This window comes from Tepidicaulis marinus, from assembly GCF_000739695.1.
Classification (GTDB): domain Bacteria; phylum Pseudomonadota; class Alphaproteobacteria; order Parvibaculales; family Parvibaculaceae; genus Tepidicaulis; species Tepidicaulis marinus.
Map to the genome: position 1 here is coordinate 89,713 of NZ_BBIO01000009.1, position 13,570 is coordinate 103,282.

Consider the following 13,570-nt stretch of genomic DNA (forward strand, 5'->3'; position numbering starts at 1 on the left):
GGCACGGAACGTGCTCCCTCACAGGAAAAGACAAAAGGCTTTTCTCAAAATGGGCCACCGGCCCGGGATAAAAGGATGGTGTGAAATGGCTTGGATCACCGACACGGCACAGAAAGACGGCGCCAAATTCGGCACGGACTTGGTTAACATCCCCCACCGCATGGGCGAGAGCGGCCTCTTCACCGACGAAGCGCTGGCCGAATTGATCGATTCCTATCCGCGCGAATATTACATGCTCACCACCATGACGCCGCAGGGCGAGCGCCAGGTCTGGCGCAATGGCGACAAGGGCGACTTAAGCGGCGCGGAAGTGCTGCAGGCCATCAAGGACGGCCAGCTTTGGCTGTGCCTGCGCCGCTTCGACATTGTGGCGCCCATGTATCACCAGATGGTGCAGGACGCGTTTGGCGAGCTGGAAGCCTCCAATCCGGGCCTCAAGACCTTCAAACACGAATCGAGCCTGCTCATTTCCTCTCCCGGCGCGCGGGTTTTCTACCATATGGATATTCCCATGATCGCGCTCTGGCACCTGCGCGGGCGCAAGCGCGTCTGGGTCTATGATGCGGAAAACAAGACGCACCTGCCCGATATTTCCGTCGAAGGTATCGTCATGCGCGAGACGGAAGAGGAAATCGCCTATGACCCGGAATGGGACAAGGAGGCGCTCGCCATCGATCTCGAACCGGGACAGGTCGTCTCCTGGCCGCTCAATGCGCCGCACCGGGTGGATAATTTCGACGGGCTGAATGTCTCGATCACGACCGAATTCTTCACCCCCGCCGCCCGGCGCAAATACGGCGTTTACTATGCCAACGGCTTTGCCCGCCGGCATCTGGGCTATACGCCGAAATCCGCCGCCTATGACGGTCCCATGGCCTATGCCAAATGCGCCGCCGCCCTCGCCATCAAGAAGCTCGGCCTCACCAAGGCCCGCGAGAGGGCGATGCAATGCTCGTTCAAGCTGGAAAAGGCGCGTTTCGGCGAGATCGTCGATCTGGCGCCGAAAGAGCGCTGGAACATCCAGCAAGCCTGACCGGATAAGGGCCTGCAGGAAAACCTGCGGGCCTTTCCCCTCTTCCGGCCGCTTGCCCGGTTTTCTTTGCAAAACCGAAAGGAAAAGCTGCCAGTTTGCTGGAGAAGAAGGACCGCAAGTCAGGGGACCTGAAGGATGCGCGCGCTCCCATTCGACACAGGCGTAAAAAGCGACGGGACAGCGGCACGGCCCGCTGCGCCGCCAAGCGCGCCCGCCGCCGCCTCTGCCCGTCTGACGCTTTTCACATCGCTTGAAGAGGCCGAGCCTTTCTGGACGGCTTTCGAGAAAGAAGCGGCCCTCCACGTCTTTCAAACTTATGCTTGGGCGAAGACCTTTCAGGAGACCGTGGGCAAAGCCGAAGGGCTGCGCCCGCTCATCATTGCCGTCGAGACCCCGCGCGGCGCGCCGCTCATGCTCTTTCCTCTCGCGCTTGATGAAAAAGGCGCGCTCACAAAGCTCATCTGGCTGGGGGGCGACACCGCCGATTATCACGCCCCGCTTCTTGCGCCGGATTGGCGCGCGGCGCTTGCGCCCCAAAGCTTCAACGCGCTTTGGAAAGAAATCCGCGCCGCCCTGCCCGCCCATGACCTCATCGATCTCGGCAAGCAGCCAGCGGACATCCAAGGCACGGACAATCCTTTCATGGCGCTCGGCCTCGATCTTCATCCCGCCGGCACGCATATGACGAAGCTCGGGGAAGATTGGGAGAGCTATTACAAATCCAAACGGTCTTCGAGCACCCGCAAGCGCGACCGCAACCGGCGCAACAATCTGAGACGCCTTGGCGAGCTTGCCTACGAGGTACCGCAAAGCGCCGATGAGATCGACGCCTCGCTCGATGCGCTGTTCGAACAGAAGAACGCCTTCTTTGCCGAATGCGGCATTACGAGCTTCTTGAAAAAACCGGGCTATACGGATTTCTACCGGCAAATGGCAAAAGCCCATGCGCAAAGCGGGCTTATCGATGTCAGTCATTTGCGCGTCGGCGGGGAGATCGCCGCAACGAATTGGGGCGCCCGTTTCCGCGGTCATTATTATTATGTGCTGGGCGGCTTCACCACGTCGGAAAGCGGCAAATATTCGCCGGGGAGCCTCTTTCTTCTCGACCTTCTGGAAAAGGAAACGAGAGAAGGCAACATCCACACCTTCGATTTTTCCATCGGCGATGAGGCCTATAAGGACGATTGGTGCGAGCTGCATTTCCCGCTTTTTGACTACAAGGCAGCTTCCAGCCTGAAGGGCCTTTTGGCGCTTTTACCGCTGCGCCTTGCCACGCGCATCAAGCGTTTTCTGAAACAGTCCCCGCGCGCCTGGGCTCTCGCCCAGACCATCCGCAAGAGACTTGGGCAGCTGCGCCGGGGCTAAAGCCCCCCTTTTTCGTGCCCGTCCGAGCGTTCTTCAAAGAGGCCTTTTCATGCCGCGGCTTGAATGTTATGTAATAACATAACATTAAAAAGAGGGGACTGTCATGCCACTGCCCATCAGCTTGGCGTGCAAAAATGCACGCCGTTCCACCCTGCTTGCCGGCGCCAGCCTGCTGGCACTTAGCGCGCAGGCCATCACCGCACCCGCTTTCGCCCAGGAAACGGCAGAGATCGCCGCCCGCGACATTGTCGTAACCGCAAGCCCGCTTGCCAAAGCGCCGGAGGATCTCGCCCTGCCGGTGGAACGGCTCAGCCGGGACGATATTCTCAGCGGCAACAACGCCTCGCTCGGCGAGCTGTTGCAGCATGAGCCCGGTATTTCCGCTTCTTCCTTTGCGCGGGGCGCGAGCCGCCCGGTGATCCGGGGGCTCGATAATTTCCGGGTGCGCATTCAGGAAAACGGGCTCGGCCTTAACGGCGCCTCCGCCCTTTCCGAAGACCACGGCGTGCCCATCGACCCGCTTTCGGCCGAGCGCATCGAGGTGATCCGCGGACCTGCCGTACTGCGCTATGGCAGCGAGGCGATCGGCGGCGCCGTCAATATTCTCAACAACCGCATCCCCAAAACCCTGCCGGAAAAAACCGTGACGGGCGAAGCCTCGGGCCGCCTTTCCTCCGTCGATGACGGCCATCAGGAATCGCTGCTTCTGGATGGCGGGGCCGGAAACATTGCCGTCCATGCCGATGCCTTTAGCCGCCACACGCAGGATTACGACACGCCGCAGGGCGAGCAGCGTTTTACCGAAACGGAATCGAACGGCCAGGCCGTTGGCGCCTCTTACATTGCGGGTTGGGGCTATTTCGGTGCGTCCGTTTCCAAATTCGACAGCGAATACGGCATCCCGGCGCCGGAAAATCCGGCAAGCCCCATCACCATCGAGATGGAGCAGATCAAATACGCCGCCGAAAGCGAGATCGACAATCTGACGGGCTGGGGCGAGACGCTGCGCCTTTCCGGCAGCTATTCCGATTACACCCATGACGAGGTGTCCGGCGGCGCCATCGGCTCGCGCTTTAACAATGAAGAAACCGAGCTGCGCGCCGAATTGCTTCATCCCAAAGTCGGCCCCTTCGAGGGAGCGATCGGACTGCAATGGTATGACCGCGACCTTTCGGCAGCCGGTGAAGGGGGCGAGCTCATTGCGCCCAGCACCACCCGCCGCACGGCGCTCTTCCTCTTTGAAGAAACACCGCTCACCTCGAACCTGACGCTGGAACTTGGCGGGCGCATCGAGGAAACGGAAGTGGACGGCACCGCGCTCGATACCGCGACGGACACCGAGTTCGCTGCCTCCCGCGACTTCACCACGCTAAGCGGCTCGGCCGGGCTTGTCGCGAAACTCGATGGCGGCCTTGTTCTGGGCGGCACGGTGCAGGCCGTCGAGCGCGCGCCCGATGCGCTGGAGCTTTTCTCCAAAGGCCCGCATGAGGCAACCGAAACTTTCGAGATCGGCGATCCCAATCTCGGTGAGGAACGGGCCTATTCGGCGGAAATCTCTCTGCGCAAAACGGACGGCCCCTTTCGCTTCGAAACCGCCGCCTATTACACCGATTATGACGACTTCATCTTCAAGCGGCTGACGGGCGAAACCTGCGATGATGATTTTGCCAGCTGCACCCCGCTCGGCGCGGGCAGCGAGCTCGATCAAGTTCTCTTTTCTCAGGAAGATGCGCGCTTCACCGGCCTGGAGCTGAGCGCGGAATGGGACGCCTTCACGCTCGGCCACGGCATTTTGGGCTTTGACGGTCAGGCCGATTATGTCCGCGCGAAACTCGACACGGGCGGTAACGTGCCCCGTATCCCGCCCATGCGCTATGGTGCGGGAGTCTATTACAAGACCGATGCGATCTTCACGCGCCTCGGTTTCCTGCGGGCCGAAGAACAGGACGATCTGGGCGCCGGGGAAACGGAAACGGCGGGCTATACGCTTCTCAATGCCGATGCCCGTTACAATCTCGACCTGCCGGACAGCGCGCTTCAGCTGAACCTTGCCCTTGAAGGGCGCAACCTTCTGGATGACGACGTGCGCAATCACACCTCCTTCAAGAAGAACGATGTGCTGCAGCCCGACCGCGATGTGCGCCTGGTGGCAACGTTAAGGTTCTAAGCCTCCCCCGGGGGCGTCCCAGCCCTCCCGGGCCTGGAGCCGGGGGCAGCCTGAGCGATGCTGAGGCCGCCTCCGGCTCTAGTTTATCCGGCAGATGGTGATATGGTGGCGCGCCGATAATCATCCCCGGGGACAGAATGACCGCGCCGACCCAAAAGCAAAGCTCCATAGCAGCCGCACCTGCCTCTTTTTCCGACTTTCTGAAAACCGATCCGGCCGGTGCAGGCTTTGCGCTTCTGGCTTTTCTCTGCCCCTGGCTCGCCTTTCTTTCCCCGCGCGGCACCGGCGCCCTCATCCCGGTCATGGCCGTCCTCATTCTAGGCGCGCATTTTTGGAAGAACCGGGAGCTCGGCCCGCTGCGCTCTGCGAGCTGGCTCTTCGTCATTGCCGCCCTTCTTCTGACCGGCGCAAGCAGCCTTTGGGCGCCCAATGCCGACTTCGCGCTGGAGCGGCTTTCCAAGCTGGCGCTTTTCATTCCGCTCGGCACCGCGCTGGTGCTGATCGCCAGCCCGGATAAGGCACGCAACTCCTGGATCGCCAAGGCACTTACCACGGGCACGCTCATTGCTCTTCTTCTCCTCGCCCTCCATGTGGCAACCCGGGGCGGGATTTATGCCCTCCTTAACCCAGACGAGATTGCGGCAATCAAACTCAACGCTTCCAATAAACCGGCCACCGTCATGTTGCTTTTGACGGGCGCGGTTTTTCTTGCTTGGCGCGGCTTCAATCTGACTCGCACCGCCTGGCTCTATATCGGTGTGCTTTTCGTCATCTTCGCGCTGTCGCCCAGCCAGTCGACGGCGGCGGGCGTATTGGTTTGGCTTGTGGCTTACGGCATTGCCGCTACGCTCCCGCGATTTGCGCTTCACCTCACGAGCTTTGGGGGCGCGCTTCTTATTCTGGCTATGCCGTTTCTCTTCGTTGGCCTATCCATACTCGATGCCAATAGAAGCCTCGATTGGGACGCAGCCTCCGTCGGTGCACGGCTCGATATCTGGTATGCGGTGAGCTACAAAATTCTGGGCTCGCCGCTTTACGGCTATGGCGTGGAAGCGGCGCGCTTTATCACCGACTGGTCAACGGACTTAGCCTATCTGACCCGCGCAAAATTCCACCATCCCCATAACGGCATCCTGCAGATCTGGCTCGAATTCGGGCTCATCGGCGCGGGCCTTGCCGCGGGCGCCTGGGCGCTGCTGACACGGAAGATCGCCAGCTTCAAAGCCCGCCACCGCCCCGCCATGATCGCAAGTTTTGCTGCCTTCTTCTTCGTGCTCTGCATCACCTATGGGCTCTGGCAGAGCTGGTGGGTCTGCATCATGGCAGGCGCCGTCGCGCTGACCCGGCTGGTGGCAACAAACGGCAGCGCGCAAGAAGGAGAAGCGGAATGAGTATCCGTTCCTTGCAGCTCATGGCCGGCTCACCCGCCGGCGGAGCCGAGACTTTTTATGTGACACTGGGCGTTGCGCTTAAAAAGGCGGGCTTCGATGTGCATTTCGGCCTGCGCGCGCATGAAGACCGCGAGGAGGCGCTGAAAGCGGTTGGCGCGCCGCTTCAGACCTTTCCCTTCGGCAGATGGGATATCGGGACCGCCCTTGGCCTGCGCCGCTATATCCGGGAAGTGGAACCCGATCTCGTCATGACCTGGATGAACCGCGCCGCCGAACGCTGCCCGAACGGCGATTTCGTCAAGGTCGCCCGCTTCGGCGGTTATTACGACATGAAATATTATAAGCACCACGATCATGTGATCGGCATCGTGCCCGGTATCGTCAAATACCTGAAAGATTGCGGCTGGCCGGAAGACAGGGTGCATTATGTGCCGAACTTCTCCCGCGTCGAAGATATGGCCCCGGCGGACCGCTCAGCGCTTAATACGCCTGAAGACGCGCCGCTCCTCGTCGCACTTGGCCGCCTGCATCAGGCCAAGGGCCTCGACGTCCTTCTGCAAGCCATGACGGACGTTCCCGGCGCTTATCTTTGGATTGCCGGCGACGGGCCGCTCGAAGGCGAGCTTAAAGCGCAATGCACCCGGCTCGGGCTCGACGGACGGGTGCGCTTTCTCGGCTGGCGCAACGACCGCACGGCGCTCCTCAATGCCGCCGATATGTGCGTCTTTCCCTCCCGCTATGAGCCGAACGGAACGGTGACGGTGGAAGCCTGGGCCCACCGCAAACCGCTGGTTGCCGCGGCAAGCTCGGGCCCAGCCGAAATGATCAACCATGGCAAGGACGGGATGCTCGTACCCATCGACGATGCCAAAGGCTTGGCACAGGCGATCAATCAGGTACTCACCGATAAAACGCTCGCCGCTGAGATCGTCGGCAATGGCTATGAACGCTTCGAAGCGCAGTTCACCGAAAAGGCCGTGGTGGAAACCTACCGGCATCTTTACGAACACATCGTGCGCACACGCTAAGCGGAAAGATCATGCAGCGCCCCGAGGCCAAAAACATTCTGATCATCAAGCATGGCGCCTTCGGCGACATCATTCAGGTAGAAGGGGCGGTGCATGATGTGCGGCTGAATTACCCCGCCGCCCGCATCACCGTCATGACCTCGCCGCCCTTTCACAAGATTTTCGCGCGCTGCCCCTGGATCGACGATATTTTTCTCGATGCCCGCCCGCCCCGCTGGCGGCTGGACCGGATGTGGGCGCTGCGCCGCCGGCTGCGCGCGCAGCCTTTCGATTTCGTGGTCGACTTTCAGAACAATGAGCGCACCGCCTTTTACTTCAACCACCTCTTCCCGCCCGTTGCCTGGTCGGGAAAGGTGAAAGGCGCAAGCCACCGCCGCTACACAGAGGACCCGAAGCAAATTCAGGGCCTTCCCCGTTTTGCCACCCAATTGCGCGATGCGGGCCTTGAGGTGCGCCATGCCGGTGCGCCCGACGTCTCCTGGATGGCCGAAGATGTGAGCGCCATACTGGACCGGGCAGGGGTGCGGCCCGGCTATATCGTCCTTATTCCCGGCTGCTCGGCCAAGCACCCGCAAAAGCGCTGGCCGTATTATGCCGAGCTCGCCGGAAACCTGCACGCTGCAGGCCATCAGACCGTCACCGTGCCGGGGCCGGACGAGCTGGAACTTTGCCGGGCACTCCCCTCGATCATGCTGACGGGCGAGCATTATCTCGACTGGTTCAAACTTGCAGGGGTTTTAAAGGGCGCTGCTTTCGTCATCGGCAACGATACCGGCCCCTCACACCTTGCCGCCCATCTCGGCGCGCGCGGCTTCGGCCTCTTCGGCTCTCATCTGGGTGCCGAGCGCACCGGTATCGTCACCGGGCGTTTCGGTGCACTGCAGGCGGAAAAGCTTGCGGACCTGTCGGCGGAGGAGGTTTTCACGCAGGTGATGCGGAAGCTGGAGCAAGCGGGCTAACTTCCTGCAATACCGTCACCCCGGGCTTGCCCGGGGTCCAAGCAACTTCGCGAAAAGTGGAAACGTCCATATGGACCCCGGCATAAAGCCGGGGTGACAATCGTGCCTGAAGGACAATCGGAATATGGGACCGCCTTCAGCACTATGCACGAGGCCAATGCAGCGCCCTTACTCGAATTCCGTATAGGATTTTTCTTCGACGATGGAAGCGCCGGTCAGAAGGTTGATGTCCTTCTTCACCGCGGCGCGTTTGTCGTTCGTTTTATAAACGGCGCGGGCAAGCTCGATGAAAGTGTCACCGAAATCCTTGCGCGCTTCGCACTCGCGAATGTCGTCCTCGATCACCCAAAGCGCTTCGTTGATCTTTTTCAGTTCGGCCTCGAGCTTGCGCAGCTCTTGCGTATCGTCCAGATTTTCCGAGCGGGCTTTGGAAAGGACGTCGAGCTCGTGGCGCACATTCTTCAGCTTGGCCTCATCGCTCATCCGTTCGGACTTGATGCGCAGGATCGTGATTTTGTCGATCAGCTCACCCGCTCCGACTTCGATGAAAATGGGTTTGGCCTCTGAACTGCCTTGCGCCATGGTAACTGCCCTTCCCGATCAGCAACTGTTAGTATGCCCGCCGGTTATAACGGACACTGACGGGCTTTTCAGCCCCAAAAGGACACGACATCCCGATGCCGTCATTTCCCGCCAGATGGTTTGCCCGCACGAAGCAGAAGGCCGAGCGCTCCGTGGCGATCGTGGAGAACCGGCGCTACCGGCGCACCTCCTTTCCCTGGCTCGAAGTGCAAATTCGCGGTTTCACGGCAACCGCCAAAGACTGGTCGGCGGGTGGCGTGGCGCTCGAAGCCGAAGGGCTCGACCTGCGGGTCGGCACCATCGTCAAAGGAGAAGCCGGCTGGGCCGCCGCAACAAAGCGCACACCCTTTTATGCCGATCTCGTACGGCGCATGCCGGACGGGCAGCTCGCCTTTCGCTGGCTCGATCTCGACCCGGCGTTCCTGCGCGAACTCGATGAGGCAGCCCATGCGGGCGAGCCTGCCGGGCGGCCTTAAGGACTTCCCAAGCCACCGCAGCGACGCTGCGTCAAAGCGCTAGGCCACCCGCAAAGCCTGACAGATAGAGGCATGCCGCCTAAACTTCCCTCAACACCATCATTCAAAAAGAGGGAAACGTCATGGCAAGCTACAGCACTCTGAAAATCGAAAAAGAAGGCAGCGTCGACTGGGTCACCTTCAACCGCCCGGATCAGCTGAACGCGCTCGACACGCAAATGGTCGACGATCTTCTGGATTATTTCGGCGCGGTTTACATGAACCATGACGTGCGCGCCGTGGTGCTGAAAGGGGCGGGCCGCGCCTATTGTGCCGGGCTCGACCTCAAAGAACGGCCGAACCGCGCCGATAGCGGGGTGGAAAGCGCCTCGGCTTCCCCCCAACCGGGCCTTGTCAGCCAGCGCCGGATTTCCGAAATCGTCATGCGCATGCGCCGCTGCCCGCAAGCCATCATCTCACTCATCCATGGGCCGGCCTGCGGCGGCGGCTTTGCCATGGCGCTTGCCTCCGACATCCGCATTGCAGGCGAAAGCGCGAAAATGAACGCTGCCTTCATCCGCATCGGCCTTTCGGCCTGCGATATCGGGGTGAGCTATTTCCTGCCCCGCCTCGTCGGCGTCTCCGTTGCCTCCGAACTGATGATGACGGGCCGCTTCATCCATGCCGAGCGCGCGCTTGCAACGGGCCTTGTCAGCGAAATCGTACCCGATGACAAGCTGGTGGAGGCCGCGCGTCCCTATATCGAGGAGATGCTCACCACCTCCCCGCTCGGCCTGCGTCTCACCAAGGAATGCCTCAACATGAGCATCGATGCAGGCTCGCTGGAGGCGGCCATTGCCATGGAAGACCGCAACCAAATCCTTTGCGCCCAGACCCGCGATTTCAAGGAAGGGGTGAGCGCCTTTCTGGAAAAACGTGCCCCGGCCTATACCAATAGCTGAGCGGCGGGGGTAGAGTGGGCGCCCATTAACGCAAGGGCGGCAAGGCAGATTTCCGGGAAAGTGTGCCCGGATCAGCCGGATTTGACCCGGTTCCGGCGGTTTTGGGGCTCGACTCGCGGGCCGTTTTCGGTACACTCCGCGCGTTTTACTGACAACTTTGAAAATAGAGGGTTGCCATGCCGACTTACAAGGCACCGGTTGAGGATTTCAAATTCCTGTTCCACGAGTTTCTTCAGATCGACAAACGCACCGATCTGCCGGGGTTTGAAGACCTGACCCCCGATATGACGACGGCCATTTTGGAAGGCGGCGCGAAATTCTGCGAAGAAGTGCTCCAGCCGCTCAATCAGGTCGGCGACGAGGAAGGCTGCGTGCTGGAAAACGGCGTGGTCCGCACCCCGAAAGGCTTCAAGGAAGCTTTCCAGCAATATTGCGAAGCCGGCTGGAACCGCCTCGGCGCGCCGGAAGAGTTCGGCGGCGCCGGCCTTCCCTCCGTCATCACCTTTGCCTTTTCGGAAATCGGCTCTTCGGCCAACCAGGCCTTCACCATGTATCCGGGCCTGACGAACGCGGCTTATTCCGCGCTTGCCGCCACGGGCGAGCCCTGGATGAAAGAACACATCGTACCGAAAATGGTGTCGGGCGAATGGTGCGGCACCATGTGCCTGACCGAGCCCCATTGTGGCACCGACCTGAAGCTCATGAAGACGAAAGCCGAGCTGCAGGAAGACGGCACCTACAAGATGAACGGCACGAAGATCTTCATCTCCGGCGGCGATCATGACATGACCGACAACATCATCCACATGGTCATCGCCAAGATCCCGGATGAAGAGGGCAAGCTGCATAACGATCTTTCCACCGTGAATTTCTTCATGGTGCCGAAATTCATCGTCGACCCCGAAACCGGCGAAATGACGAAGCGCAACGGCGTGAGCGTCGGCTCCATCGAAAAGAAGATGGGCATCAAAGGCTCGGCTACATGCGTGATGAATTTCGACGATGCCGTGGCCTATAAGCTGGGCGGCGCGCCGCAGAAGAAATCCGCTGAAGGCGGCGAGAAGAAAAAGTCGAAATCGGCCGGCATGGCCGGCATGTTCGGCATGATGAACGGCGCGCGCATGGGCGTCGGCATTCAGGGCATCGCAGTGGGCGAAGTGGCCGTGCAAAACGGCGCCGCTTATGCACTGGAACGCACGGCGGGCCGCGCGCTTACCGGCGCCAAGAACCCGGATGCAAGCGCCGATCCCATCATCGTTTTCCCCGATGTGCGCCGCCTGCTCCTTTCCTCGCGTTCCTTCGTGGAAGGCGCCCGCGCGCTGGCCATGTGGGTTTCCATGCTTTTCAGCGTGCAGCAGCACAGCCCGGATGAAAAAGAGCGTGAAGAAGCTTCCGATCTGGCCCAGCTTCTTACCCCGGTCATCAAAGCCTACTTCACCGACAAGGGCTTTGAAGCGGCGAACAATTCCATGCAGGTCTTCGGCGGGCACGGCTATGTGCGCGACCATGGCATGGAACAGTTCGTGCGCGATGCCCGCATCAATCAGGTCTATGAAGGGGCGAACGGCATTCAGGCCCTCGACCTCGTGGCCCGCAAGATGAGCATGAAGGGCGGCCGCGCGCTGATGACCTATTTCGGCAAGATCGAAGCCTTCATCAAGGAAAACGAGGGCAACGACAAAATGAAGCCCTTCATCGAGCCGCTGAAAACCGGCTATGAGCGCATGACCAAAGGCGCCACGTGGTTGATGGAAAACGCCCCGAAGAATTACGACAATGCCGGGTCGGCTTCCTATGAAATGCTGAACATTTTCGGCGTCGTGACGCTGGGCTGGATGTGGGCGCAGATGGCCAAGCTCGCGCAGGAAAAACTCGAAGCCGGCGAGGGCAATGCCGAGTTCTACAAGCGCAAACTGGTGCTCGCCAAATACTGGCTGGAACGGGAAGTGCCGAACACAGCTGCTTATCTCGAACGCCTGCAGATGGGCGCCGACACGCTGATGGAACTGGACGAAGACGCTTTCGTCGCTTAAATCCGCTTCCACCTTGCGAAGATCAAACCCCGGCCTTTGCGCCGGGGTTTTTTCATTTCCATATGCCATTTGACCGGGCCGCCCGGAAGACGGATAAAATGAGCTTAAGGACAAGGAAACGGACGGGCCCGCCCGTTCCGTAAAGGAGCTTTGGAATGAGCGATTACGACGCCTCGCAAGTCGGCCAGGAAAAGGGCGATGCCGCCTTCATGCGCGAGCGTCCCTACGGCGCGTCCTATGAGCCGACTTATTCCGGCGCGCTTTCTTTCCTGCGCACCCGCTATACCCGCGATCTTACCGGCGCCGACATTGCCGTAACGGGCATTCCCTTCGACCTTGCAACGACGGGCCGCTCCGGCGCGCGCTTCGGGCCGCGCGGCATCCGCGCCGCCTCCACCAATCTTGCCTGGGACTGGCCGCAAGGCTGGGATTTCAACCCGCTGGACAGGCTCGCCGTTGTCGATGCGGGCGACTGCGTCTTCGATCCGGGCCGCCCGGAAAGCTGGCTGGAAAAGATGGAAGAACATGCCCGCGCCATCCTGGCCGAAGACACGGCCATGCTGACCCTGGGCGGGGACCATTTCATCACCTATCCCCTGATCCGCGCCCATGCAGCGAAATACGGGCCCCTGTCGCTCATCCATTTCGATGCCCATTCCGACACCTGGGAGGACGAGGAAGGGCGGATCGACCACGGCACCATGTTCTACCACGCCAAGGAGCAAGGCCTCATCGTGCCCGAACGCTCCATCCAGCTCGGCCTGCGCACCCATAATTCAAAGACCCACGGCTTCAACATGATCCGCGCGCCCGAGTTCTGCCGCATGGAGCCGGATGCCATCGCCAAGGCGGTGAAGGAAAAAGTGGGCGATCATCCCGCTTACCTCACCTTCGATATCGACTGTCTTGATCCCGTCTATGCGCCGGGCACCGGCACGCCTTGCGCGGGCGGGCCGACGACACGGCAGGTGCTCGACGTGCTGCGCGCGCTCGAAGGCGTGAACATTATCGGCATGGATGTGGTGGAAGTTGCCCCCATTTACGATGTGAGTGAAATCACCTCGCTGGCAGCCGCTACCATCGCTTACCAGATGCTGGCGCTCTATGCGGCGAAGCACAAATAACCAGCAACAGAGCACTCCATGCCGCTGACATTCGACCCCCTCCGCTCTTCGGACCGCGCAGTGCTGGAAGAGTTGGTACGCGCCTATTACATCGATGACGGGCATGAGTATGACGAGGCGCTGCATGGGCGGGCGCTGGATGAGCTTTGCGCGGGAAACGAGTTCGCGCTCGGCTGGATCATGCGCGAGGATGGAGAAACGGCGGGCTATGTCGTCATCACGCTCGGCTTTTCCATTCTTTATGGCGGCTTCGATGCCTTTATCGACGAGATCTATGTGACGCCGGAGCGGCGCGGCAAAGGCTTCGGCACCAGGGCGCTGCATTTCGTCGAGGAAGAATGCCTGCGCCGCGGCCTCAGGCGCATGTATCTGGAAGTGACCCATCACAATCCCCGCGCCCGCGCACTTTACGAGCGCCTCGGCTATGAGGATCACGAAAGCTACCTTCTCTCCAAAACGCCCGCTCCTTGA

General features: G+C 60.7%; 12 protein-coding genes. 11 read left to right on the forward strand and 1 reads right to left on the reverse strand.

The window, feature by feature from the left end; genetic code table 11:
- Window positions 1-85: 85 nt before the first annotated feature.
- The 6 genes from M2A_RS09760 to M2A_RS09785 all read left to right on the forward strand — a co-directional run bounded on the left by M2A_RS09760 (window position 86) and on the right by M2A_RS09785 (window position 7,943).
- Window positions 86-1,033 carry a hypothetical protein gene (locus M2A_RS09760; protein ID WP_045446481.1) on the forward strand — a complete coding sequence of 316 codons (948 nt, stop codon included), beginning with the start codon at window positions 86-88 and terminating at the stop codon, window positions 1,031-1,033.
- Between the two features lie 135 nt (window positions 1,034-1,168).
- Complete coding sequence (locus tag M2A_RS09765; protein WP_045446484.1) at window positions 1,169-2,398, forward strand: GNAT family N-acetyltransferase; 1,230 nt, start codon at window positions 1,169-1,171, stop codon at window positions 2,396-2,398.
- A gap of 103 nt (window positions 2,399-2,501) precedes the next feature.
- The gene (locus M2A_RS09770) at window positions 2,502-4,565 is read left to right on the forward strand and encodes a TonB-dependent receptor (RefSeq protein WP_052379379.1); all 2,064 of its coding nucleotides are present in this window, start codon (window positions 2,502-2,504) and stop codon (window positions 4,563-4,565) included.
- A 137-nt stretch (window positions 4,566-4,702) separates the two neighbouring features.
- A complete protein-coding gene (locus tag M2A_RS09775; RefSeq protein ID WP_045446487.1) occupies window positions 4,703-5,956 on the forward strand; it encodes an O-antigen ligase family protein in 1,254 nt (417 codons plus the stop codon).
- The gene (locus M2A_RS09780; protein ID WP_045446490.1) at window positions 5,953-6,984 is read left to right on the forward strand and encodes a glycosyltransferase; all 1,032 of its coding nucleotides are present in this window, start codon (window positions 5,953-5,955) and stop codon (window positions 6,982-6,984) included. Before M2A_RS09775 ends, M2A_RS09780 begins: the two co-directional genes overlap by 4 nt.
- Before the next feature lie 11 nt (window positions 6,985-6,995).
- Window positions 6,996-7,943 (forward strand): glycosyltransferase family 9 protein, encoded by a 948-nt coding sequence (locus M2A_RS09785; RefSeq protein ID WP_045446493.1) that lies wholly within the window; start codon window positions 6,996-6,998, stop codon window positions 7,941-7,943.
- Window positions 7,944-8,111: 168 nt separating this feature from the next.
- Here the strand turns inward: M2A_RS09785 and M2A_RS09790 are convergent, their stop codons facing one another.
- On the reverse strand, window positions 8,112-8,525 hold the full coding sequence (locus tag M2A_RS09790; RefSeq protein WP_045446496.1) for a DUF6165 family protein: 414 nt from the start codon (window positions 8,523-8,525) through the stop codon (window positions 8,112-8,114).
- 95 nt (window positions 8,526-8,620) lie between these two features.
- On the opposite strand from M2A_RS09790, the gene M2A_RS09795 reads away from it, so the two are divergent.
- The 5 genes from M2A_RS09795 to M2A_RS09815 all read left to right on the forward strand — a co-directional run bounded on the left by M2A_RS09795 (window position 8,621) and on the right by M2A_RS09815 (window position 13,570).
- Window positions 8,621-9,001 carry a PilZ domain-containing protein gene (locus M2A_RS09795; protein WP_045446499.1) on the forward strand — a complete coding sequence of 127 codons (381 nt, stop codon included), beginning with the start codon at window positions 8,621-8,623 and terminating at the stop codon, window positions 8,999-9,001.
- Between the two features lie 122 nt (window positions 9,002-9,123).
- Window positions 9,124-9,942, forward strand: a complete 819-nt coding sequence (locus M2A_RS09800) for an enoyl-CoA hydratase/isomerase family protein (RefSeq protein ID WP_045446502.1) — start codon at window positions 9,124-9,126, stop codon at window positions 9,940-9,942.
- Between the two features lie 176 nt (window positions 9,943-10,118).
- On the forward strand, window positions 10,119-11,975 hold the full coding sequence (locus M2A_RS09805; RefSeq protein WP_045446505.1) for an acyl-CoA dehydrogenase C-terminal domain-containing protein: 1,857 nt from the start codon (window positions 10,119-10,121) through the stop codon (window positions 11,973-11,975).
- Window positions 11,976-12,130: 155 nt separating this feature from the next.
- Window positions 12,131-13,099, forward strand: a complete 969-nt coding sequence (speB, locus tag M2A_RS09810) for an agmatinase (RefSeq protein WP_045446508.1) — start codon at window positions 12,131-12,133, stop codon at window positions 13,097-13,099.
- An 18-nt stretch (window positions 13,100-13,117) separates the two neighbouring features.
- On the forward strand, window positions 13,118-13,570 hold the full coding sequence (locus tag M2A_RS09815) for a GNAT family N-acetyltransferase (RefSeq protein WP_045446511.1): 453 nt from the start codon (window positions 13,118-13,120) through the stop codon (window positions 13,568-13,570).